Genomic DNA, 23,987 nt, shown 5'->3' with positions numbered 1-23,987 from the left:
ATGAAACGCTTGGCTCTGCTGGCTTTAAGCATCACCTCACTTCTCAGCGCCTGTCAAACACCTGTACCCAACGCGCAAAGCACCGCAATACTTCAGGCTGCAGCGGCACGCCCCCGCAGTACACCGGATCGCTTTCTCTGCGCCATGGAACCTGGCAGTGGGGGATTCACCATGCTCAAAGTCATGGATCTCAGCAGCCATACGGTACGCTCTGTTTTTGTGCCAGGCCAGGTGCTTTCTGTGGATGGAGTTCAGCAGGAGCGCAAGCTCTATCTCAGCAGCCGCGAAGGCGATACCCAGCCTCTTTTCAGTCTTTTTGAAGTAGATATTGAAAAACTGCTGATCCGCCGGGTGGCCTCTTTTTCTCAGGCCGGGCTTTGGCCCAGTGACTTTCTCGTGCGTGACGGTCAACTCTATGCTGCAGGCACGCGCCAGGGGCAGGGTCAGTTAATGAGCCTCAACCTGGTTCAGGGCGGCTGGCAGAATATTGTACAAAACTTTGCCACAGGCAATTTGGAATGGGGCAGAAGCCCCAATCTGGTTCAATCTGTGGCATTTGATGAAGATAAAATCACCCGCACCACGATCGATATCCTTCAAAAACGGGTGGTCAATGTGCAATCCTTCGACCACGGCATTCCCTTTGGCAACAATGTTGGCCTCAGTTCACCCGATGCAAGCTATTTCTATGCTCTGCACCAGCTCAAAGGTGAAGTTGAAATTTATTCCTATGATATCGCCTCGGGGGCCAGCAATAACTTAATCAGCTCTGAAAAGGCCGTGGGGATCCTCTACAACAGCGTGATCAGTCGTGATGGTCGCTTTCTCTATGCCACAATCGACAATAAAATTCACCGCTACGAACTCCAGGGCACCCAAATGAAACGCCTGCCACCAATTGAACTGCGCACTTCAGAAGCCCGTTATTTGACCTTATCTCCCAATGCTTCCGTACTCTATGTTTCTCATGATCGTCAAAACGCGATCAGCCAAATCAACCTCAGTCCTGATGGCGGTTATACCATTCAGGAACTGGCTTATCCTGGTCAAAACAACGAAGTCTTTGTTTTCTAAATCCAGACGATCTTCTGCCTGAGACAAAAGTGAATCTGCTATAGTATGGGCAGGAGCAAACAGCTATGAAACAACCCTCACCAGCCTTTACACGTTACGCCTGGGGCCTGCTTGCTTTTTTGGTGGGTGTCATTCTCTGGGGCGCCTGGGTACGCATCAGTGGGGCTGGCGCTGGCTGCGGCAATCATTGGCCCACCTGCAATGGCGTTGTTTTGCCAATTGCACCCAATACCAAAACCCTGATTGAATTTACCCACCGACTGACCAGTGGCCTCTGTCTGCCTCTGGTTCTGGGGATGATGATCTGGGCCTGGAAACTTTTTCCCAAACAGCATGCTGTTCGCAAAGCTGCAGCCCTGACCCTTTTCTTTCTGCTCAGTGAGGCGGCCTTGGGAGCCGGTCTGGTGAAATTTGAACTGGTCGCCCAGAATACCTCCGTAGCCCGCGCTATTACAGCGGCTTTGCACCTGATCAATACCTTTACCCTGGCAGCAACCTCAGCACTCGTAGCCTGGTGGTCGGCTCACCCTGCCCCCTTGGCCTGGAACCAAAACAGACAGGCAAAATGGCCCCTTCTACTGGCCATGGCTGCCCTGATCGTCACAGGCATGAGTGGCGCTGTGACCGCCTTGGGGGACACACTCTTTCCCACGACTATTTTTGTAGAGGGAGGTATTTTTGCCCGTTTACAGGAAGATCTCTCTGGCAGCACGCATTTTCTGGTACAATTGCGCCTGATACATCCGATTCTGGCAGTAGGTCTGGCTTTTTATTTGCTTTTTCTGAGTTCTTCGTTGCGTGCAGATCATGAAGAAGGGCCCCGGATGCGCTTGGGCAGCTTGCTGACCACGCTTACGATTTGCCAATTCTTGGTGGGTTTCAGCAATATTCTTTTGGCTGCCCCGGGTCTGATTCAGATTGTGCACTTACTTCTGGCGGTCTCTATCTGGCTGACCCTGATTTTACTGCTCGTCAGCGTTCTGGCTGAAGAAGCTGAAAACGCAGGCATTGAAAAACCGCTGGCCGTAACCAGCGGTTAAACATCAAATTGAGAGTTTTGTTTAATCTTCTGTTTCATCGTTCACCGTGCTCAAAATTTCAAAAACTTCTTTGCCATAACGGGTGACAATACGTTTTCGAATCGTGGCAGCACGTGCTTCGTGACCAATGCGAATCATTTCAAGATACTCCTGCATCATTTGTTCACAATTTGCGTTTATTTTCTTATGTTGACGCATGGCTGAAAATTTCATAATACACTCCTTTCTACTTTTAATTAGACGATTTTTGCTGAGATCTGTTCCAGAGGATAGCGTATGAAATGAATTGAAATGACAAACAGCACTCATGATACATGCTTCGGGGTACAAACGGATATGGGATTGCTCAATCGAGTGGAGCAGGGGCCATAAGGGCTGGCCCCGTGGGACAAGGGCGCAGTAAATAGCCATAATAGCCAAGAATCTCGCGGGGCAAAGACCAATACAAATCACGCCATTCAAAGATCCGGGCATACGTCCCCCAAACCGGGCTAACCCCACATTTTGCCAAAGCCAGTTGTGTGCGCAGAATATGAAAATAACTGGATACCACAATCACAGAGCGCAAATGCTGCTGCTCCAGCATTTGAAAGGTATTCTTGGCGGTTTGAAACGTATCATAGCCTTCGGTATCAACCAGCAGATCTTCACGGGGAACCCCTTTGCGCACCAGATAACGTCCCATCACCACACCTTCTTCATGGCCCTCTTTGCCCAAGCCTCCACTGACCAGAATAAAAGCCACCTGTTTTTTCTGATAGAGTTCCAACGCCCGATCGAGACGGGCTTTGAGCCGGGGAGAAACCTGACCATTGGGCAAAACCTGAGATCCCATCACCAAAGCAACATTGGCACGATCTTTGCTGTCGTGCAGGCCGACCCACAAAATCCAGCCCGTCTGCACCAATCCCCCCAATAGGAGTACTCCCAAGCAAACCAGTCCAATCATCAGGGGCAGACGCAGACGATTCAAGTTTCGCTGACCGAGACTTCAGACTCAAGCGCTGCAGCAAAGCTTTTCACGATCTCGGCAGCAGGTAAAACCTCATGAATGGTTTCAACGCTTTTACCAGCCTGCCAAAAATCCTTATAGCCATTGCCTTTTAAGGCCGCCTGCTTTAATTTCCAAACCGATTGCAAGGCATAAAGCGTACGCATCAGGTATTTGGTGCGGCGGTTTTTAAGCAACTTTTTCTCAAGCCAGGAGGCATTGATGCCCATCCGTTCAACAGCTGGGGTTTTGATAATCGCGCAGGGCGTGCCAGAAAGACGATCGGTCAGAACAATATCCTCAGCATGGGCCTTGAGAATGGCCTGTTTATAATCTTCATGGGCTTTACACTCTTGGGTCGCAATAAAACGCGTTCCCATCTGCACGCCCGCATAGCCCATCTCCAGGGCTTCCCGAAACGCCTGGGGGTCGCCAATCCCCCCCGCACAGATCAAGGGCTTGCCCAAATCCTTGAGATCGGCCAGTAAACGCTCTGCACTGCGTTGCCCAGCGTGCCCACCGGCCCGCTCATTCACACAAATCAGGCCATCGACGTCTGCCTCCAGCGCTTTAAGGGCCCATTTGCGTTCGGTAACGTCGTGATAGACAATACCGCCTAACGGACGCACCTTTTCAACCACCCAGCGGGGGTTGCCCAAAGAAGTCAGAAAGAAGCGCACACCTTCTTCAAGTGCGATTTCTACCCAGGTCTGCATGCGCTCTTCATAGGCCTTTGCCGATTTTTCAATCAGCACATTCATGCCAATGGGTCGATCTGTCTGGCTGCGAATCCAACGCAAACCCTCACGAAAATCATCGCCATAGACAAAGACCATTGAAAGGGGCTGAACCACACCCAACCCTCCGGCAGCAGAGACGGCAGCCACCAATTCTTTATTGCTGCAAGGATACATCGGGCCACAGATCAGCGGAACCTCAAGGCCCAGCTGTTCGCTAAAAGGGGTTTGATATGTCATGGTTGAATACCTCAATACTCACGATACCACAGTGCTTAGGTACTGCCGCGCTCCGGATCCAATAAACAGCTGTTGATTTCTTCAAGCGAAGTGTCTCCTGAAATCACCTTGGCCTGGGCATCCTGAAACAAAGGAATCATCTGGCAATGTTTCAAAGCCAGATTGCGTACACTTTCAGTGGTGCACTGCCCTTGACTGATTGACTCACGCAGTATTTCAGTAGGCAATAAAATCTCATGAATACCAATTCGGCCACGGTACCCACTCTGACTGCACTTGGAGCAGCCTTTGCTGCGATAGAGGATCAAAGATTCCTTAATATCTGCTTTGAGCTGCTGCTTCTGTAAACTGCTCGCTTCAAAGGGTTCCTTACAATCTGGGCAAAGGCGTCGAATCAGTCTTTGCGCACAGATCATGGCAATCGAAGCGCTTACCATAAAAGGGGGAATATCCATCTCCATAAATCGCGTAATCGTAGAGGGTGCATCATTGGTATGCATAGTTGAGAGCACAAGATGCCCCGTTAAAGAAGCCTCAATGGCGATCTTGGCCGTTTCGCGATCGCGAATTTCACCCAATAAAATAATATCAGGATCATGACGTAAAAACGCTTTCAAGGCCCGTTGAAAGCTCAGTCCGATTTCAGTATGTGCTTCTACCTGAACAATGCCCGGAATACTGTATTCAATCGGATCTTCTATCGTCAGGATCTTGCGATCAGGCGTATTCAGCTCATTCAGAGCCGCATAGAGTGTTGTGGTCTTGCCTGAGCCTGTGGGCCCAACATTGAGAACAATCCCATAGGGATGGCGCAAACCCTCACGGTAAAGCGCCAGAGAACGGGAGGTAAAACCAAAATTCGTAAGCGCCACCTGACTGCGCTGTTTATAGATAATACGCATGACAATGCTTTCGCCAAACTGGCTGGGTATGGTCGAGAGACGTAGATCAACATCCAGCTTTTTTGATGAGTAGTGTTTAAATGCAATTCGCCCGTCCTGGGGCATGCGACGTTCTGCAATATCCAGATTACTCATGATTTTTAGGCGAGAACTCAGAGGAAGAATCAATTTCCGTGGCGTCAGACGGTGCATTTCACGTAATTGCCCATCAATACGATAACGAACAAGCACCTCATATTCCTGAGGCTCAATATGAATATCTGAAGCATCCATCTGGCAGGCGTTTTCAATCAGACGGTTCACCAAGCGGGTAATAAAGGGACTGTTCTCTTTGTCACTTTCCTCCTCTATCTCTTCCGGCGCAGCCGGTTCAGTCGTATCCGCAAAAAGTGAAACCAGCTCCTGTTCCAAATCCTGAAAACGTGTCACGGGCTCCATCAAGTTTTGCTGAAAATTGACCTCTGTTGGAACAGATACAAGCCCCAGAACTGGCGCATCAGGTACGGGTTCCGATTCATTTGAAGCAAGCAAACTTTGTTCCAAAACAAAAGGAGAAACCAGGGCCCGACCACTGCCTGGATAACGGCTCAAAAGATCAATTAAAGCCAATTCAAAGGGATTACTTAAAGCAAAAGTCAAAGGCTCGCCTGGAACAGGCTGCAGAGGGAGAACCCCATTGCTGCGAATAAAATTGAGAGGAAACACCCCCAACTGCAAATGGGACGGATTAATCTTTTCCAGTACAGACCAATCCAAATACTCACCCAACTGTCTCAGCGTCTCTTGCTGAGTCATCCCTCGGGCTTCAAGAAAAAGAAAAGTCTCAGAAAGATTCAAAAACTCCATTTGCCCAAGTGATTCAAAACTAAAATTCAAACGTTCCCCCAGCCAGACTTTAAAGGCAGATAAACTGTGCGCACTTTTTTTGAGTTGAGACGAAAGCACGGGCTTCGTAAGCTTATTTTCCCAAATCTGACCCGTAGAAAGATAATGGCGAACTTTGGCCAAAAGCTCGTCACTGTCAAAGGGTTTTTGAATAAAGTCTACGCCACCGGCCTGAAACGCCTTCAGCTGATCCGCTTCGGTATTCAGTTGGCCAGAGACAAATACAATTGGGATTTTTGCCAAAACAGGGTAATTTTGAAGTTTTCGACAAAGTGTATAGCCATCCAGATCGGGCATGAGCACATCCAGTAGAATCAATTGCGGACGTTCTTTGGCCAAAATCTCAATTGCTGCCTGAGCACCTTTAGCAGTTAAAACCCTGTATCCCGAACGTTTCAGAATCGTTTTTGCCAATAACAGAATATCCGGAGAATCGTCAATACACAGAATGGTGGTATCAAGTGGCGCATCTTCACTCATGACAGCTCTCCAGCAGATATAATGCCCTATTTGAATCTATGGCTATACTGATTCTAGCACCGTTTTTTTAACCTTCACAGGAAGCTTCAGCAAAGGACGTAAAAAACGCCCCGTATGCGAAGCGGGGTTTTGGGCGACCTCTTCAGGCGTGCCTTGCGCGACAATTCGGCCGCCCTTATCCCCCCCTTCTGGGCCCAAATCGATCAGATGATCTGCCACTTTAATGACATCCAAATTGTGCTCAATCACCAACACAGTATTGCCCTTATTCACCAAACGCTGAATCACGTCTAGAAGTTTGGCTACATCAGCAAAATGCAGACCCGTGGTAGGCTCATCTAATAGATACATCGTTTTTCCTGTACTGCGCTTGCTCAGTTCAGTCGCCAATTTCACGCGTTGGGCCTCTCCGCCTGAAAGTGTATTGGCAGGTTGCCCCAACTGAATATAGTCGAGCCCCACGTCAGAAAGCGTCTGAAGCTTGCGCTCAAGCGCAGGAATATTGGCAAAATGTTCAAGCGCTTCTTCAACGGTCATATTCAACACATCGGCAATCGAAGCGTCTTTCCATTTGACGGCCAGGGTTTCACGGTTATAGCGCTGACTTTTACAGACTTCACAGGGCACGTATACATCGGGCAAAAAGTGCATTTCGATCTTGTTCATGCCATCTCCCTGACAGGATTCGCAGCGCCCCCCTTTGACATTGAAGCTGAAACGTCCGGGCTGAAAACCGCGTACTTTGGCTTCTACACTTTGGGCAAAAAGTTCACGGATCGGGGTAAACAAACCCGTATAGGTCGCTGGGTTTGAACGGGGAGTGCGCCCAATCGGAGACTGATCAATAATGATCAGCTTATCGAGTTGGGCGATCCCTTCAACCGAGAGCACGCCTTGAGGGCGCGGCGTATTGTGATGCAATTCATGCCAGATCCAGGGAGCCAGAATCTCATTGATCAGGGTGGATTTGCCAGAACCCGAAACCCCGGTGACACAAATCAACTGCCCCAAAGGAATCTCAAGATCGAGGTTTTGCAGATTATTGCGGCTGGCCTGGCGAATGCTCAAAGTATGGCCATTGCCTTTTTTGCGCTTTTTCGGAACCTCAATCTGACTCTTGCCACTGAGATATTGTCCGGTTAAGGATTCCTTACTGCCCATGATCTCTTTCAGGCTGCCCTGAGCGACCACCTCTCCCCCATGTCGCCCAGCGCGAGGCCCAATATCGACCAGGTGATCGGCGGCCCGAATCGTATCCTCGTCATGCTCAACCACAATCAGGGTATTGCCCAAATCACGCAGGCGTTCAAGGGTTTTAAGCAAGCGCTCATTGTCCCGCTGGTGCAAGCCAATGCTGGGCTCGTCAAGAATATACAAAACACCCACCAGACCAGAGCCTATCTGGGTCGCCAAACGAATCCGCTGCGCCTCGCCTCCGGAAAGGGTATTGGCGCTGCGATCCAGGGTCAGATAATCCAGCCCGACATTCAGCAAAAATCCTGAGCGTTCTTTCAGTTCACGCATAATCAAAGCTGCAATCATGGCCTCACGAGGATTTAAATGACAGTTTTCAAGCCAGGCATGAAAATTTTCAATCGAAAGCCCTGTAATGTCTGCAATCGAGTGCTCACCAATCCTGACAGCCAAAGCCACAGGTTGCAGACGGCGCCCCTCACAGACCGGGCAGAGCATTTTTTCCATATACTGCTCCACTTCCTGGCGGGTGGAATCGGAAGTGCTTTCAGAATACAAACGCTGCAAACGCGGAATCACGCCTTCAAAGCGGGTAAAAAAGCTGTATTGCATTTGGCCTGCGCTTTTGCTGCGATATTCAACCTGCATGCGCTGCTCAGAGCCGTGTAAAAGGGTATGCTGGATTTCCTCTGGAAGCTTTTCAAAGGGCGTATCTAAGTCAAAAGTCATTTCCCGCTGCAGGGCTTCTAAAAGGGTACGCAGATAGCTGCCACCCGATTGATCTAAACTTTTACTCCACGGCCTGACTGCGCCTTGAGCAATACTCAGACTGGGCACGGGAATAATTTTTTCAGGCACGATTTCCTGACGGGCTCCCAAACCATGACATTCTTTACAAGCGCCAAAGGGGCTATTAAATGAAAACAAGCGCGGCTCAACCTCGGGAAAGCTAAAGCCGCAGTCAGGACAAGACAGATTTTGGTTGAACAAACGGGTTTGGGCTGGCTCTTCCAGATTTTCAATCTCGACCAAGCCCTCGGCTTTTTTGAGGGCCAGTTGAATTGACTCGGTTAAACGGGAAATCGCTTCTTCTTTGAGTTTCAGACGATCAATCACCAGCGAAATATCGTGTTTTTTCTGCTTGGCCAAGGGGATTTCATCACCCAGTTCATGAAAAACGCCATCGACTTTAACCCGTGAAAAACCTTCGCGCAAGAGACCATCAAGCAAAGACTTGTACTCCCCTTTGCGTCCACGAATCAAAGGCGCCAAAATCCCAATCTTGGTTCCCTCTGGCCACTGTCGGATCTGATCCACGATCTGATCCAGGCTCTGGGCCTGAATTTTTTGCCCACAATCCGGGCAATGGGGAATGCCAATCCGGGCATACAAAAGGCGCAGATAGTCGTAGATTTCGGTTACAGTACCGACTGTGGAGCGGGGATTATGACTGGCAGATTTCTGATCAATCGAGATTGCAGGTGAAAGTCCTTCAATATGTTCCACATCGGGCTTGCGCATCTGCCCCAAAAACTGACGGGCATAGGCCGAAAGGGATTCTACATAGCGGCGTTGCCCCTCCGCAAAAATCGTATCAAAAGCGAGGCTGGATTTCCCCGAACCACTGACCCCCGTAAAAACAATCAATTGATTTCGCGGCAGACGCAGACTGACCTGTTTTAAATTGTGTTCTGAAGCGTTTTTAATCAGTATTTCTGAGTGCGTCATGGTCCTATTTCACCTGCATCATCAAGATTATATTTCAAAAATCGGGGGTGTATACTTACAATTCACTCCTGTATACCAGGATACCGCATGACTCAAAAAAAAGGAAAGAATTGGATCCAAGATATTTAAATCAGATTAAATTTCTTTTTTTTGTTATCAGAAATCTGTTAAATATAAATTAAGTATGGACAGACACAAGCACCGAATTCAGATAAAAGATTCGGTGAACTATATCTCAAGCGCAAAGGAAGGAATCTCCTCATGAATGTATGGTCTAGCGCTGGAGCAGAATCCCGCTCCAAATCCGAACTGGGTCTGACCTCTGTAGAACAGCAGCGCATGCTGCGCAACAACAACGGCATTACCTCCACTTATATGAGTGAAAAAGATGCCCGCAGTGGTGAAGCCGAAAATGAAGATCAAAAAATTGCCGATAAAGAGCTGAAAAAAATCGCTTCTGATCATTTGCGTCAAGCGGCTCAGTTGCGCTTTATCGGTTCTGTTTTGAACGCAATTGGAACTATTGCCAATATCGGCATGAGTTCAGGCAGTCAGCAAGGTGTGAATTGGGCAACCGCCATTCCAGGTCTTTTAAATGCTTTGGGTGACGTCGTCAATAAATACATGGATCTTCAGAAACAGGAAGCTGAAGTGGATGCGGTAAATGAAGAACTGGGCAAACTAAAGGGCGACCGTATGCAAACAGCGGCTCACGTTCGTGCCCTGGATGCAAATCCTTACGCTTAGTTTTTAAAGGAGACAGTTATCATGCCATCAATTCAGGCAATGCGTTCGGATGCCCTGGCCCTCCGTGCCAAGGAGGATATCCAGGAAAAAATTCCGAGCTTTTACAATTCAGTCAATCAGGCTCTGGGCACCAGCATCGTGCAAGGCCAGGACGCTGCAGAACAACTGATCAACAGCCGTTTTGAAGCAGCCAATAAAATTGCAGCTGAGTTGCGCCAAAAGGTTGATGGCAAAGGTGGCTTGACTGAGCTAGGGGTCAGTATGACCATGAAACTGATCAGTCAAACGCTGACAATTGCACTCTCAGCCCTCAGCAAAACAACCACGACGAAAATCTCAGAATTGGCTTCGGCCCTGGCGAATTTTCTCTTGGAACAGGCAGCTCTCCGTGAACAGTGGGATGCGGGTGTTGCAACCTATGCCCAATGGACCGTTCAAGCCGGTTACACGGGACATGATACGGTCGGTTTGGATATGAGAAACACCATGCGCTCAATGGGGGGACGCGGGGCGATTAAATACCGCGATGCGCTTACGCCCCGTTGGACAGACCGACGGGGCTATGCTGGCAGTGCAACGGTACCTGGTCCCAATGGATATGATACGCTTTATAGTTGGGGATCTGTCGGATCGATTACCCGCATAGGCCAAACCTAGACGGTCTTTATACTTCAGCGCAGAGAACGAAAGGAAATTTAAACACATGGTCGGCATTGGAAACAGCCAACTTTCTGTGAATCTCACCTCACGTGATATTCACAATACCCGTCTCAATCAAACAGCAACCAGCATGAGTGCAGCAACCGCAGGGTTCGTCTGGAACCCTACCTCTAAGCTGATTATCCGCAAAGAAGAAACAGATAAACAGAACGATGACAATTTAACCTTTTTGTTTGAATATCGCGCGCTGCTCAACTCTCGCCTGCAAACCCTGATTACCCAACTCAGCAATGCTTTGTCTGCCGACCTTGAAGTGGCCATGAGTTCAAGTAACTCACGCTGGAATAACGACCGTTCCGCCATGAACGGGAACTCAACCTCTACTGTGCAGGACGCAGGGGCAGGCCGTACAGCCTTTAACTTTATGATGGGCTGGATGACCACACGTACGGAAACCCAGGCCGCAGCTCTGGGGGCAGCCCCCACTGGGCCGGATCAGCTTTTTGATGTAACCTTTAATTCTGCTGGCAGCAATGGAATCAACGCCGCCCCGATCAATGGTCCCACTATTGCCAATCGCAGTATCCGTGTCGCCGGTTCAGCCACGCTTACCCAGGCAGATCCTGGTCTGGCAGATGTCCTCTATGTCAGTGGGATCAACGGAATTGGTACACCTACTTTCAAATATTCAAACGATGACTCTGACGATCAAGCAGGAGCCGGTACCAACCCGAACCCTGAAAATGTACTCAACAATAGCTTTTCTGGCCCACTCGGCATAGAAGCTGATTTACAGGATGCCAAAAATCTATTTCAGAAAGTGCTCTTCGATGCAGTCTCAAGCATTGAATACCGCTCAGTACTGAGCTCTGGCCTATTTAAAAATATTATCGTATCTGCAAGTGCAAGTCTCGCCAGCGGCTCTCAGGCCCAAGGCAGTATCAGCATGACCTATAACGGTACACAGGATGGGGGAAGACTCGATATCAGTCTCGATAAACTCACCTGTTTCTATCACTCTTAAAAACGTTTCAGGCGTAGGAAAGGAATCAATACATGGGTTTTAGTTTTGGCTTAGGCTCTGATGTTATGGCCAATCAACTTCAAAAGGATGCCACCCTTTTCAAGCTGAACGATATCTCTACCAATATTCAGAAGCGTGATGTCACCTTGGGAAACGCAGCAGCCTATGTTGACTATTCCTTTTCACACCTCAGCCGCTTCATGCTCTTGGATGAAGCGAATGACAGCGCCTCTGTTTTTCTGAATGAATATCAGGCCCTGCTCAGAACCCGTATCCAACAGCTGATTACGGATTTGACAGCGGCGATGACCCGCGATATTGACAAGGCCTTGACGGATACCCGCACAGATTGGGAACAATCAGGCCCCAGACGTGGCGCACAAGGTTATACTTCTGCCAATGGAGATGATGCAGGGGCCTCCCGTGTTTCCTATAACTATTTTACTGGTTTTGCTCAAAATGCAACGCCCTCTGGCGGGGGCACCAATACCGCTCCCTCCACTGCCCCTTACAAAGGTCAGCCCATGTGGGATGGCATAGAACGCGTTTCTCCTGATACACAGTCTGACGCGGTTTTTGATCAACTCAGAGTGTTTGGCACTGCCGCTCTCCAACAGGGGGCTCCTGATGATGGGTTTACAGAGGCAATCCTAGACACGCTCAACGTTGTACATCAAAACAATGCTGTACTCTATGGTGAAACAGGGGGCGGTTTTGTCACCCATCTCAATAAATATAGCTTTACCGATGTGGCAGCAAATCGCTTTGACACGCAGAATATTGTCTACACCAATACCACCAATTCTCGCAATCTGAACGATGAGAAATGGGATGGCGTGGGCGCTGATTTTGTCAGCGGTGGAGGCAATACCGCAGATATTCAACAGTTTGATCGGAACGGCCGTGCCAAAAATGAATTTGAGCGCATTCTCTGGGATGCCATTGCTGAATTTGATCGCAAAAACTATTTGCGGGATATGTTCCGGCTCTCAGATCAGAACGGTTTTTTCAATGATGTTCAAATCGCCTCTACCTCAAGCTTAAACTCTGGTTCACAAGCTCAGAACAGCGTGTTCTTGGAGTTTGTTCCCAGTTTCGGAGGAACAGGTACCGATGCCAATAGCGATGGTACTTTAAGCAATACAGAAAGATTCCGCCCAGATCTGGGCGGGCAAATTCGTATTGTATTTGATCGTTGGAGTGCCTTTTTCCACTCATAAAATGAAATTCAGGGAGTTTTCAGGAGTAAACCATGTCCATAGGATCATTAGGTTCATCAGGCGAACAATTTAGAGATTTCCTGGGTGGAAGTCAACGGGATATTAGTCGAGGATTACAGGATGTTCTCTCAACCTATAGTAATCCTGCGGGTAATTTTAACCGCCTGAACGACCGCTCCCGTGGTCTTTTTCAACTGAACACCTCTGAATATGGCAGTGTGTTTGATAAAGACTCTCAAAACAGCTTTTCTGAAGCCTGGTATCAGGAATACCGGGCCGTCTTGAACCTGCGTGCTGAAGCCCTGAAAAAAAAGCTAAACCGTCAATACACCAAGGTTTTGGAGCGCAGTATGTATGCGCCTGTACGCCCAAACGATAAATGGACTCCCGAAGGCAACCGTGATATCAATGATATTAGCGCTTCCGACCCACTTCAGTTGCCTGGCACGGTGATTGGCGATCCCGTGATCCCCCCCAATGCCATTATTGATGATACCCTTTATGCTCACCCGGATTGGTTCTCTGGTTCTTCCGCAAAAAGTACAGGCGAACCCTTTCAGGATATTCGCCGTTATCTCAATGATAAATACCCCCTTTCAGACATGGATGGTGACGGCAATGGCTGGACTTTCAATGATGCCTCGCGTACCTATACCACAGCAGATACAGGTTCAAGTGGCGCCTACGATTTGTGGGGGGCCCACCCTGGTGGCCCCTTTAGCGCTCCAGCCGCAATCGGAAACTACGATATCAACAATTCAGCCTATTGGAGCAGCACGTGGGGAGGCGATATCGCTCAAAAGAACAATGTTCCCCCTTCAACCACCACTCAAAATTTCGTTTTAAATGATCCAGGCAATGGATACTACGCCGAGATTCCAGAAGGGATGGAGGCCTCCAGTCTGGTAAGCCTGCTTCCAGCAAGCCTGGTGGGTGCAGCAGCAGATGGTTATGCAATTAAGGCTTCAGCCGTTCCAGGCGGAAGTCAGGTAAGAACCCGCATCTATGGCTGGAAAAACAACTCAAGTGGGGTTATGGATACAGGGAATACAACCGGCGTTCCGCCAGCTGGAGCTGGTGGTTGGACACAATATGTCATGGTCACCTCCGGCACCCAAATCTATGACCCCCGTGTGATTGGAAATGAAGGCCTGTTCTCTGGAGGTCCCTCTTTTCCCGGACCCGCCAACAGTGTAAATTCAGGCATTACCCTGAACCCTTTACTGGCAGTACCGCCTCCTCCTGCCCCACTTGATAGTGTAGGACCCGGCTGGGCCAGTGTAACAGGGGTAAGCTATGATGCAGGGGATCACGCGGGTGAATCTGACTTGGTAGACACCACCACCATCCCTGTTTACCAAAAAGACTTTGTCGACAGTTGGCTTGAAGCACGTGCGATTCAAAAACGTGAGGCCCAAGTAGAAGCGGGTGTATCAGCCTATGCTGACGGCAGTGCGGCCTTGGCAGCAAGCGGGAATCCGCAGGCCAACTCCATGCAGTATGCCGAAATCATGGACAATGTTTTCAGTGCACTGGATACCTTGGGTGGAGCAACCAGTGGAATCAGCGGCGGGGGAACAGGCACAGTGGGGCCTCCTGGCTCTCCTGGCGGTTCTGTATCTTTCCCCCCTCAAATTCCCAGTGGCGGCGGTGGGCTGGATCTTTCCAGCACCATGCCCTATGGCCACAATATTATTCCTACACCCACAGGCTTTACAATTTCTGGCACAGCCAATACGGTCTACCAGCATGGACGTGAATACACAGGCGCAGGCACAGGTGACAGCGGTTCAATCTACGGCCTTATCTACCAACGCTTGGCCTTTGCAGCTACAGACCCCTTCAGTGGCCCCACTGCCAACTCAGGCGCGGCCGGTCTTTCAGGCGCGACCTCAACCAGCTATCCTCCCTCTCCTCCTGCTGGCGGAACGGGACAACAGGGTTCGGTTGGCGGAACCAATAATCTCTATACCCCCATTCCTGTCGGGGCAGCAGAAAATGCCAACGATGCTCAACCCGATATAGGTGTCAACACTGGGGTTGATAATTTGAATGACACCATGTTTGAAATTCCCTCTCAGGCCACGACCATTGATAAGATCAGCAATCTTTTTGTCGGTCGCCAATGGGACTATGTACCCGGTTTTGATGGGGTGGGTGCGGGTGCCGTAAAATATGCAGCTGACACTATTTCCGCGCATATGATGACCCTTCCGGGTTGGTATGGAGGCTCAACAGACAATCCAGCAGGCTCTCCTTTGCTCACCATGTCTCCCCCGATTGAAGATTATGCATTGCAGACTGCAGCCGGTGTCGCCAACTGGGGTAAGATTGATGATGCTATCAATATGGCATTGGGAGGTTCCTTTCTAAGAGTCGGAGGGGGCTCTGACTCTTCCGGTTTCCCTGATATTGACGGTTCAGACAGCAATTACAATATTGCAGTAGGCTTTGGTATGGGCACTCTGGGTCTTTTCTGGGGACATACCTCAGCAATTGGACGTATTGGAGATATTGAGTATCTCATGACCGATCCTGGCCCGCTCTTCAGTCTCGTGAAAGGTACCTTGGGTATCTTGGGGGCTGTAGGTGGCGCCTCAATGGATGATGTCAGCGTTTTCCCCAATGTTGGCCTCTTTGGCACCAATATGGACTTCAATATTCCGATTCCCATCCCGATTCCCTTTGTCGGGCTTTACTGGTTGAATATCCCCATGACGATCTATGGCGGGATGTCCTGGGACGTCATGACCGACTATATGCACCAGTTTCTTGAGTCACTCAAACACGAAATTCTCGACAGCGTATCGGTTTATTCCTATGCCACCAGCGGCGGAACCGCAATGGATTCCTACGGCATGCGTGGGGAATACCACTTTATTGAAAAAGGCGCTTTCGCCACCCTGGATGGAATGCCCAGTATTGGCCCGATTGACTTCGGCAGCGCAGCTCAATCGGTTGTATCCAGTGTTTTGGGTGTTCAGGGCGAAATCAACAATGCGCAGGTAAAAGAGCGTCTACTTGAAAAGAAACACAGTTACCAAGCAGGCGAAGCCCGTGAATTGGAAACCGGCGGTTTCTTTACCACAGCGGCCTTCCTTTCTCAGTTCAACCTCAATAAAATGGACTATTCTTACTGGACAGCCAGCAGCCAGAATGAGGAAATGGCCAATATGGACATGATGCGTATGCTGCTGGTTTCAGGCAAAGAAATCATGTCTTTCCTGAACATGGCAGTTTTCGGCGCAGCAGGTAATCTTGAGACAACAGATATTGTTTCGACTGTCACCTTGACCATTATCAATATGATGCTGCAAAATCTGCAACAAAGCGTCAACGAAGCCCTGATGTGGGATATTTTGCTGCACGATCAGAACCAGGATGGCTTTGTCACCTCTTCAAAAATCATGAGCAGCCACCTCCAATCAGAAGGCTATGATTTTATTGAAGATGAACGCAAGATTTTCCAAAATGATTACCAAACCACCGCCAATAAGGGCGTAATTGGCAGCGTTTTGGACAATTTGGTAGGCTCATTTGAAGTCCCCAATACGGTTTTGGAGGGTACGGCCAATACCCGCCGTTACAAACCCTACTTAACAGGGGTCGATGTCCGTGCGGGCCGCCAGGGCTGGGCTCAAGCCCATGGAGGAGATGCCGATTTAAATGGCGATGGTTATATGGATTCCCCAGGTTCTGGGGCATTGGTAAATCCACTCTTGCGAGACCCCAACCGCTATGACGAGAACTGGAATATCCACGATGGTTTTTGGCAAGACACCGGCTTGGGGGATATCAACGAGGTTTATGTGCGGCGGAACCAGGTGTCTTGGGGAACCGATCTCAACGGGGAGATTGCAGGTGGCTTGGGCAACGCCACAGCCAATACCGTAACAGTCGATACCTTGATCGATCGCTATGTTGGCTCCAATAACCGCATTGTCGGACGAGCCTACGATGGAGCCAAACCTTTGAATCTACAGGAATTCCGCTACGGTTATTTCGCAGATAAGTATTTCGGCTCCTATATTCAGGATACGCAAGCAGCCAATGCTGCCAATCTTGAGATTCGTACCATGACCGGAGTTGACAGTGATACCGATGGTACCGCGACCGTCTATATGCACGGTGGCAAAGGTTATTTTGACCGCACCAAGCTCTACGATATGAACTTCAAATTTTCTTCCAGTGGTTCGAATATTTCACTCTCCGGCAAACAGGCCCTGACACCCACCCTGGGGGGCAATATCAAAATGGCCACAGTGGATAAAAACATCGATTATCAGGGTCGTATGGGCTATGACATCCTGGGGCAGGACAACCCGCTCAACGAAGTCTTGACCAAATATATGCGCGTCAGTGAAGATGGCAAAAATGCCAAACTGGTGCGCGATTACCGCGATGTCTTTAACCTCGACTTACTGGATGATATTTATATTACCGCTTCGGCCAATGCACCTACAGGCGGCGGCGTAACTTCATCTATCCGCATTAAGTACCATGGTTATGAGCCCGAGACACTCGACCCTGGCGCAGTTGCAAATTTAGGCACCGGCATCAGCTATGAAAACCAGCGAAACAACCAAGTGGGGGGTACAGGCTCACTGGTGGTAGATCCTGGGTATCTGGGAAGAAAAACCTATTTCAAGAATTCCAGCCGTGGCAAGGTGGATATATTCCTGAACAGTTTCTTTGCCTTTAAACGCCCACCCAAAACAAAATAAAACGTAAGGCTCTGGTGATTAAACCAGAGCCTTTTTTAATAGATACTCTCTTGGGGCTGTACCTTCGCACCCACTCCATTTTTGGGTTACAATAGGCTCTATGAAAACGCATGAACCCCCCCCAAAAAAACGCATTCTGACGGGAGACCGCCCTACCGGCCGCCTGCATTTAGGCCATTATGCTGGCAGCCTGGTCAACCGCATCAAATTACAGTCTGACTATGAAACCTATATCCTGATCGCCGATGTACAGGCCCTGACCGATAATTATGAACATCCTGAAATCCTGCAAAAACATATACGTGAAGTTGTTCTCGATTATTTGGCTGTCGGCTTAGACCCCAAACAAGCAGCCTTTGTGGTGCAGTCTTTGGTTCCGGAAATAGCCGAACTCACCATCTATTACCTCAATTTAGTCACCTTGGCCCGCGTGGAGCGCAACCCCACGGTTAAAACAGAAATCAAACAAAAATTTGGCCACGAAGTGCCGATGGGTTTTGTTTGTTATCCTGTTTCACAGTGTGCAGATATTACCGCTTTTGGGGCACATCTGGTACCCGTCGGCGAAGATCAGAAGCCCATGATTGAACTGACCCGCGATATCGTCGCTCGTTTTAATCAATATTACGGTGAAACCTTGATCATGCCTGAAGGTATGTATTCTCAAGTTTCACGCTTGCCTGGCACCGATGGGCAAACCAAAATGAGCAAAAGTTTGGGCAATGCGATCTATCTCAGCGATGATCCCGCCACGCTGCAGAAAAAAATCATGTCAATGTTTACGGATCCGCAACGGATTCGAGGCACCGAACCTGGCAATGTCGAAGGCAATCCTGTCTTTACCTATCTTGATGCCTTTCACCCTGATCCAGCCTTTGTTGAAGACCTGAAAGAGCGCTACCGCAAGGGCGGCGCAGATGAAAAAGGCAAACCCTTGCTCGGAGACGTGGTCGTCAAACGCGCATTAATCAATGCATTGAATGAACTGCTCGATCCCATTCGTACTCGGCGTCAAGAATTTGAGAAAGACGATACCTATGTTTGGGATGTTATCGCTGAGGGAACCCGCCGGGGTCGGGCCAGAGCAGCTGAAGTTATGGACGGCGTTCGCTCGGCCATGAAACTGAATTACCCCCTTTCACTTTAAATTTATCGAGCCACCAGGAAAAGAGCTTCAGGCCTTAAAAGCCAATACCTGAAGCTCTTTTTCAACTTGGATACGAGATTTTTATTTTAAGCAAATATTTTAAGTTTATTAAATATTCTTTGCCTGACACCAGAAGACAGCTGAATTGTCTGATAAAGAACGAGTATAAATCTGTTCTCGCAGTATCTACGGCATCAAGGAGATTTTCAAATGACTTTTTCTGCATTCAATATTGGCAGTCAGATGGTCACGCTGACCGGAAATAAAATTCCGCAACTGCGCCTGGCAACCAAACCTGTCGCAGGGGGCACCTTTACCCCCAGCACCTTGGAAGCTGCTTTTGTGATGCGCTCATCTCTTGATTACCAATTCGAAAATGCTTTTCTGACCAAATACAAAGCCCTGATGCAGAACAGATTGAATTTTTTGACCGAAAAAATGCGCGATGCCTATACCAATATTCTCAATACTTCAATGGCCCAACAAGTAGGTCAGGATGCTGCCGTAGACACTCGCGCAGACGTACGCCTCGATGGTTTTGATGCTTCTGCGAATGCCAAATTAATCGGCGGGGTACGGGGTGCGAATGGTTTTGAAGATATCGGTGTCGCGGCTGACAGTGATGCAACCTTTGAAACCTCTGCCAGCAATGATGTTTGGCGAACTCCGGGAAAACTCAGCGATAGCATGATTACCGGAGGGGCACTGCCTGAAGATCAGGTCGCCGGTTGGGGCCGTTCTTTGGGGGGAGGCACTACCCCAGTACAGTTCCGCTCCCTATTGGAATACACCACAGGTGCCGGCAATGTTTCCGGAGATATCAATATCACCATGCGTGCAGAAGATGATCCACCTGTGCCTGAACCCGTCAATATTCTGATGAGTGCCTTGGCCAGTATCACCACCGCTGTCACAGGCCCTCCTCCAGCGCCCACCTATTTCAACCAAAAATTGGAAGAACACCAAACCCAATACAAAACCGGTGGTTTTTGGTCTGCAATTAACTATCTCTATAATTTTGCACCCCGTGAACTTCAATACTCTTATGCGGTCGGTTATACCGTCAACAGCGATGAAGCAGGGAATGATGCCTATCTGGCTTCAGGCAATCTGGTTGATTCCCGCGACAATGTCGGCATCGCCGGTGACCCTCCCGCCTTTTTACAAGAGCCTCAGCGTGTAAAATGGGCGAGTTTTGAGCCGACAGAAGGATATCAGCACGAAATTTCTGGTACCAGCTCACGTTATGCCACTGTTATCAACCGTGAAAATGCCTGGCTTCAGGGCAGCAACGAATACGGAGCTGACGTCTGGTACGATCCCGCCAATTTCTCAACCAGCAACGCGGGCGCTCAAGCCCAAATTGTGGATGGCGTTCTGTTTCAGAGTGGCACCTATACCTATAATAATGGCGTCATGATTAACAGCAACAGCAGTATTGCCGCAGTTGCTTTAGCAGGAGGCAAACTGGTTGAAACAGCCGGAACCAATGGCGTGCTCTACGCCAACTCTAATATTCAGGCCGGCAGCACCTTCAAAAACACAGTTGAATGGAATGGACTGAATGATGATGTGTATAATGGTGACAATGAAGCGACCTCACGTGGACGTATCAACAGCTCTCTCTTTTTCAATCATTACGAAGTAGAAACCCGCTCAGTGGCCTTTAATGATGCCACCCGTACCGACGCCACCTCTTCTCCGAACAATACCGATAATACAGGTCAACTTTTTGTGGCCGGTGGGCTGGATCGCTCTTTCAGCGTCGATGCCAGTAAAGATTATCAACGCCTGAAAGATCCCACCAGCAGCGGCAATGATCTGAGCCGTGGTGCAGGCAATGTTTCGCGCACTTTTAATGGCGAATTCATTCAAGGCCTGCATAAAATTGAAAGCGTGAATGGTCAAAATCTAGCTGGCAATGAGCAGAAACAAGCCTCTCCCATTCTGGGCAACTTCCAGATTGGTGCCTATGAAGGCATTCTGCGTTCCTATAATATGTCCCGCAATATTGTCACCTATACCAAACCCACCAAAATGGAAATCAACGCTGCCGATACGGTACCAACAGACTGGCACCAGGCTGAAATGCTAGTACCTTCTACAACAGCCGCTTTGGCCACGGATTTGGCCACAGGTAAGATCTGGATGCCCTGGTTGGCAGACACGATTTACAGTGGTTCAAGCGGAGGCTATGGCAAACCCACATCCAAGGATATGGTGGTAGAAGCCAGAAATACCTTTGATTTAAAAAAGGAAGACTTTCTCTTACCCAGTGGTTTAGTGCAGGATGTAACCGGTTACTATCAACCCACCTATACAAAACAGGACTATATTCTGGATATCAATCTAACGGGCATTCACAATGACTCGAATATTGCAGCAAACTATATCAAACAAACGGATGACACCAGCCAAGTGCCCACCCGTCGGGATTTTGGCATCAATCTGGAAGACGCAAAAATCTTCGTCAATGGGGAATTGCTAAAGCCCCCTTCAGAACAGCCTCCAGGAACAGCCATTCCAGGCCAACCCAACCCCCAGATTTCAGTCACGGGGATTACTCAAAACTTCAGTGGAAATTACGATCTGGGATTGCGTGTCAATATTAAGGACTATCTGCGTGAAGGCTTGAACACCATTGTAATTCAAACCCGTGATGCCACCTATAACGTGACGCCGGGGGTCGACAATTTCAATGAAAGTATCTCCGTGGTGGCTGGGCCAGGCAATACCGCAGCCGTGAATAAGGTTCTGAACAATAAAGTCATTTCAGGCTACAATACCGTTGGCGAAGCCAATTATAATCCTGATTTTGACCGCCAAGGCCTACTCAAGGTTCAAAGCCGTTGGCAAACCCGGGCGGTGCCCCATACCGTCAGCCCCAATTTCACCGTCGATCCCATCGATGATTTTCTCGGAATTGGCGGGGTTGCTCTGGGTGATTCAGCAGCGACGATCAAAACAAAAATGAACGCGCTGCCCGTCACCGATACCAATTTCAAGCTCTATACGCGTTTGAGCGAATTGGCAAGTGCTCCAGAGACAACAGGATCGGCGTTTAAAGTCGCCAATTCTTTTGTTGAACAGATCCTGAATTTCATCAACCAACAAAAATACCGTGATATTTTCCGGATGGGCATGATGAGCAATCTGAACAAAATTGCCATTCAAGGCTCAGCAAACCTTCCTTCAGGCTCCAGCCTGCAAGGCAATGTTTCTATCTATTATGATCAAAAAACACAAATGATTATCGTCAACCAGGACAAACTGGTTGGTAAATCCTAAGGAGGCTATGATGATTGATTTAAGCAAGGTAACGGATCTGCTCAAAGCAACCCAGGGGTTGGCCCAGTTGCAGCAACAGGCCAATGTATCACAACAAAACCAGGCCAATGCGGCGAGTGGTCAGGCCCAGGCGGCAGATCCTGCAACAAGCAAATTATTTGCTCAGCTGGGGGCGGTCATTGCCAACGCCAATACCCAAAGTCCGGCTACACAAGATCCAAACCGCACAGCTCTTCTGCGTCAAGCGGCTGTAATCTCTTCAAAGACCAAGGCATTGATGGCAAAAGCCGATGCGCTTGAAGCCATGCTGAATCTCGCTCCCACCCCAGAGAGCGTTGATGTCGGTGAACTCTTTGAAGATTTCAAAAAAATCATGGAAGACCTGAGCAAAGATATGGATGCACTGAATAAAAAAGCTCAGGAAAGAAAAGATCAGAACTCCATGACCCTGGAACAAAAGCCCACAGCGATGAAAGCGGGTGAGCATGTTGGGGATTTGTCGTTCAATAAAACCCTGACTGTTTAATTAGACAGATCATGACTACTGAAGTTGAATCCGTGCTTCAAGCAGGCGTGGGAGCTCTTAAAGAGAACAATCTTGAAGTTGCTGAAGCACGGTTTTTACAAGTTTTGGAAATGGATCCTGAATCTGCCGCAGCAGCCTGTAATTTGGGCATGCTTGAACTCATGCGGCAAAGCCCTCAGAAAGCCATTCCCTATCTGGTACAAGCGATTAAATATGATGATCGCTTGTTTCATGCCTATTTAAATTTGGGCAGTGCCCATTTTTTGTTGGGTGAATTGGCCCAGGCCGAGCAAAACTATACCAAAGCAGCTCAAGTAGACCCCAAAAATACAGATGTGCATCTCAATCTGGGAGTTCTCTATGGCCAAGCCAACCAACTGGACAAAGCGCGTCAATCTTTCGAGCGCGTCTTGAAGCTGAACAGTCGCTCTTTTCAGGCTCTGTTTTTACTTAGTTCCGTCTATATGGAAATGCAGGAGTATTATCCTGCTTTGGCCAATACACTTTATGCTTTGCGCATGGAACCAAACCATCTCGAGTCCTGTATCCTGCTGGCAGAGATCTTTCGACGCATGGGGCGCTACGACGCTGCAGAATTTGAACTGAAAGCGCTGATTGAAAAAGCCCCTGAATTGGTTACGCCCTATGTTCGTCTGGGTATCGTCTATATAGAAACAGCCCGACATGCAGAAGCCCTACCGGTTTTGGAACAAGCTCTTGAGAAAGGTGTCGATACCCCTCAAGTGCTTGAACTTTGTGGCATTCTCTATGAAGAAAAGGGTGAAATTGAAAAAGCCCAAGAAACCTATCAGCAAATACTCCTGATTGATCCTGAAAATGAAAATGCAAGCGAAGGTCTGAAACGGATTGAGCGCCTGCCAGGTTTAGGAGCTTTCCTTTTAGGAAAATAACACTGAGCTAATTTGATTCGATCACCCCTTCAACAGTTGCGTACAATCGTTCTGTTGCAAGGGGTGTTTCAAATTTCTCCGCGATATTCAGTCCCTGCTTCAGTTTTTGCCAAAACGTAAGCGGTTCTGTATAAACCGCAAAAACAGGCAAACGCTTAAAAGAGGGGTTATTTCGAATCAATTGGATAAAAGCTTGCGTTTCCTGATTGGTTTCACAAAAAACAATCACCAAGGCTGGTTTAAACATAAAAATATGCGCCAGTGCCTCAATCCGATTTTGCACATGAGAAAGTTCCAACCTTGGCATGCGTAAAAGAACTCTTTCAATCAAACGAAAAGAGGCCTCATTGGGGGCCATGACCATTACATGTTTTTTTCGAAAAGGATTCTCCAATTGAAAGAGATCATCTGGAGAGATATCTGCGGCCAAGCTCAAGCTTCTCCTCTTTCTATCAAAAAGAAGGCCGAT

General features: G+C 48.7%; 17 protein-coding genes. 11 read left to right on the top strand and 6 right to left on the bottom strand.

What is annotated here, in order from left to right; genetic code table 11:
- Window positions 1–1,074, top strand: coding sequence for a hypothetical protein (locus COW20_14495; protein PIW46824.1), 1,074 nt, complete (start codon window positions 1–3; stop codon window positions 1,072–1,074).
- Between the two features lie 65 nt (window positions 1,075–1,139).
- Window positions 1,140–2,114, top strand: a complete 975-nt coding sequence (locus COW20_14490) for a cytochrome oxidase assembly protein (protein ID PIW46823.1) — start codon at window positions 1,140–1,142, stop codon at window positions 2,112–2,114.
- A gap of 21 nt (window positions 2,115–2,135) precedes the next feature.
- On the opposite strand, the gene COW20_14485 is transcribed toward COW20_14490, so the two are convergent.
- The 5 genes from COW20_14485 to COW20_14465 all read right to left on the bottom strand — a co-directional run bounded on the left by COW20_14485 (window position 2,136) and on the right by COW20_14465 (window position 9,271).
- Window positions 2,136–2,327 carry a hypothetical protein gene (locus COW20_14485; protein PIW46822.1) on the bottom strand — a complete coding sequence of 64 codons (192 nt, stop codon included), beginning with the start codon at window positions 2,325–2,327 and terminating at the stop codon, window positions 2,136–2,138.
- Between the two features lie 133 nt (window positions 2,328–2,460).
- On the bottom strand, window positions 2,461–3,063 hold the full coding sequence (locus tag COW20_14480; protein PIW46882.1) for a YdcF family protein: 603 nt from the start codon (window positions 3,061–3,063) through the stop codon (window positions 2,461–2,463).
- Window positions 3,064–3,083: 20 nt separating this feature from the next.
- Complete coding sequence (locus COW20_14475) at window positions 3,084–4,082, bottom strand: 2-nitropropane dioxygenase (protein PIW46821.1); 999 nt, start codon at window positions 4,080–4,082, stop codon at window positions 3,084–3,086.
- A gap of 35 nt (window positions 4,083–4,117) precedes the next feature.
- On the bottom strand, window positions 4,118–6,349 hold the full coding sequence (locus COW20_14470) for a hypothetical protein (GenBank protein ID PIW46820.1): 2,232 nt from the start codon (window positions 6,347–6,349) through the stop codon (window positions 4,118–4,120).
- Between the two features lie 42 nt (window positions 6,350–6,391).
- Complete coding sequence (locus tag COW20_14465; GenBank protein PIW46819.1) at window positions 6,392–9,271, bottom strand: excinuclease ABC subunit UvrA; 2,880 nt, start codon at window positions 9,269–9,271, stop codon at window positions 6,392–6,394.
- Window positions 9,272–9,532: 261 nt separating this feature from the next.
- Between COW20_14465 and COW20_14460 the strand changes: the two genes are divergently transcribed.
- The 9 genes from COW20_14460 to COW20_14420 all read left to right on the top strand — a co-directional run bounded on the left by COW20_14460 (window position 9,533) and on the right by COW20_14420 (window position 23,518).
- Window positions 9,533–10,018: a hypothetical protein gene (locus tag COW20_14460; protein PIW46818.1), complete on the top strand. Its 486-nt coding sequence runs from the start codon at window positions 9,533–9,535 to the stop codon at window positions 10,016–10,018.
- 21 nt (window positions 10,019–10,039) lie between these two features.
- Complete coding sequence (locus COW20_14455) at window positions 10,040–10,675, top strand: hypothetical protein (GenBank protein ID PIW46817.1); 636 nt, start codon at window positions 10,040–10,042, stop codon at window positions 10,673–10,675.
- Between the two features lie 46 nt (window positions 10,676–10,721).
- Entirely contained in the window at window positions 10,722–11,702 is a 981-nt protein-coding gene (locus tag COW20_14450; protein ID PIW46816.1) for a hypothetical protein, read from the top strand.
- 32 nt (window positions 11,703–11,734) lie between these two features.
- Window positions 11,735–12,922: a hypothetical protein gene (locus COW20_14445; GenBank protein PIW46815.1), complete on the top strand. Its 1,188-nt coding sequence runs from the start codon at window positions 11,735–11,737 to the stop codon at window positions 12,920–12,922.
- Between the two features lie 32 nt (window positions 12,923–12,954).
- Window positions 12,955–17,646 (top strand): hypothetical protein, encoded by a 4,692-nt coding sequence (locus COW20_14440; GenBank protein PIW46814.1) that lies wholly within the window; start codon window positions 12,955–12,957, stop codon window positions 17,644–17,646.
- Window positions 17,647–17,746: 100 nt separating this feature from the next.
- A complete protein-coding gene (gene trpS, locus COW20_14435) occupies window positions 17,747–18,793 on the top strand; it encodes a tryptophan--tRNA ligase (GenBank protein PIW46813.1) in 1,047 nt (348 codons plus the stop codon).
- A gap of 210 nt (window positions 18,794–19,003) precedes the next feature.
- Window positions 19,004–22,081, top strand: coding sequence for a hypothetical protein (locus COW20_14430; GenBank protein PIW46812.1), 3,078 nt, complete (start codon window positions 19,004–19,006; stop codon window positions 22,079–22,081).
- A gap of 10 nt (window positions 22,082–22,091) precedes the next feature.
- Complete coding sequence (locus tag COW20_14425; GenBank protein ID PIW46811.1) at window positions 22,092–22,607, top strand: hypothetical protein; 516 nt, start codon at window positions 22,092–22,094, stop codon at window positions 22,605–22,607.
- Between the two features lie 11 nt (window positions 22,608–22,618).
- A complete protein-coding gene (locus tag COW20_14420) occupies window positions 22,619–23,518 on the top strand; it encodes a hypothetical protein (GenBank protein PIW46810.1) in 900 nt (299 codons plus the stop codon).
- A gap of 7 nt (window positions 23,519–23,525) precedes the next feature.
- Here the strand turns inward: COW20_14420 and COW20_14415 are convergent, their stop codons facing one another.
- Window positions 23,526–23,954, bottom strand: coding sequence for a hypothetical protein (locus COW20_14415; protein PIW46809.1), 429 nt, complete (start codon window positions 23,952–23,954; stop codon window positions 23,526–23,528).
- Window positions 23,955–23,987: the final 33 nt, after the last annotated feature.

The sequence above is a fragment of the bacterium (Candidatus Blackallbacteria) CG13_big_fil_rev_8_21_14_2_50_49_14 genome (genome assembly GCA_002783405.1).
Taxonomy (GTDB): domain Bacteria; phylum Cyanobacteriota; class Sericytochromatia; order UBA7694; family UBA7694.
This window is presented reverse-complemented; position numbering and strand designations above follow the sequence as displayed.

Bases quoted from the DNA above. Each gene is read 5' to 3' on its own strand.
- COW20_14450 (PIW46816.1), top strand. From the start codon at position 10,722: ATGGTCGGCATTGGAAACAGCCAACTTTCTGTGAATCTCACCTCACGT.
- COW20_14480 (PIW46882.1), bottom strand. From the start codon at position 3,063: ATGATTGGACTGGTTTGCTTGGGAGTACTCCTATTGGGGGGATTGGTG.
- COW20_14430 (PIW46812.1), top strand. From the start codon at position 19,004: ATGACTTTTTCTGCATTCAATATTGGCAGTCAGATGGTCACGCTGACC.
- COW20_14455 (PIW46817.1), top strand. From the start codon at position 10,040: ATGCCATCAATTCAGGCAATGCGTTCGGATGCCCTGGCCCTCCGTGCC.
- COW20_14465 (PIW46819.1), bottom strand. From the start codon at position 9,271: ATGACGCACTCAGAAATACTGATTAAAAACGCTTCAGAACACAATTTA.
- COW20_14470 (PIW46820.1), bottom strand. From the start codon at position 6,349: ATGAGTGAAGATGCGCCACTTGATACCACCATTCTGTGTATTGACGAT.
- COW20_14445 (PIW46815.1), top strand. From the start codon at position 11,735: ATGGGTTTTAGTTTTGGCTTAGGCTCTGATGTTATGGCCAATCAACTT.
- COW20_14490 (PIW46823.1), top strand. From the start codon at position 1,140: ATGAAACAACCCTCACCAGCCTTTACACGTTACGCCTGGGGCCTGCTT.
- COW20_14460 (PIW46818.1), top strand. From the start codon at position 9,533: ATGAATGTATGGTCTAGCGCTGGAGCAGAATCCCGCTCCAAATCCGAA.
- COW20_14485 (PIW46822.1), bottom strand. From the start codon at position 2,327: ATGAAATTTTCAGCCATGCGTCAACATAAGAAAATAAACGCAAATTGT.
- COW20_14475 (PIW46821.1), bottom strand. From the start codon at position 4,082: ATGACATATCAAACCCCTTTTAGCGAACAGCTGGGCCTTGAGGTTCCG.
- COW20_14420 (PIW46810.1), top strand. From the start codon at position 22,619: ATGACTACTGAAGTTGAATCCGTGCTTCAAGCAGGCGTGGGAGCTCTT.
- COW20_14425 (PIW46811.1), top strand. From the start codon at position 22,092: ATGATTGATTTAAGCAAGGTAACGGATCTGCTCAAAGCAACCCAGGGG.
- trpS (PIW46813.1), top strand. From the start codon at position 17,747: ATGAAAACGCATGAACCCCCCCCAAAAAAACGCATTCTGACGGGAGAC.
- COW20_14440 (PIW46814.1), top strand. From the start codon at position 12,955: ATGTCCATAGGATCATTAGGTTCATCAGGCGAACAATTTAGAGATTTC.
- COW20_14495 (PIW46824.1), top strand. From the start codon at position 1: ATGAAACGCTTGGCTCTGCTGGCTTTAAGCATCACCTCACTTCTCAGC.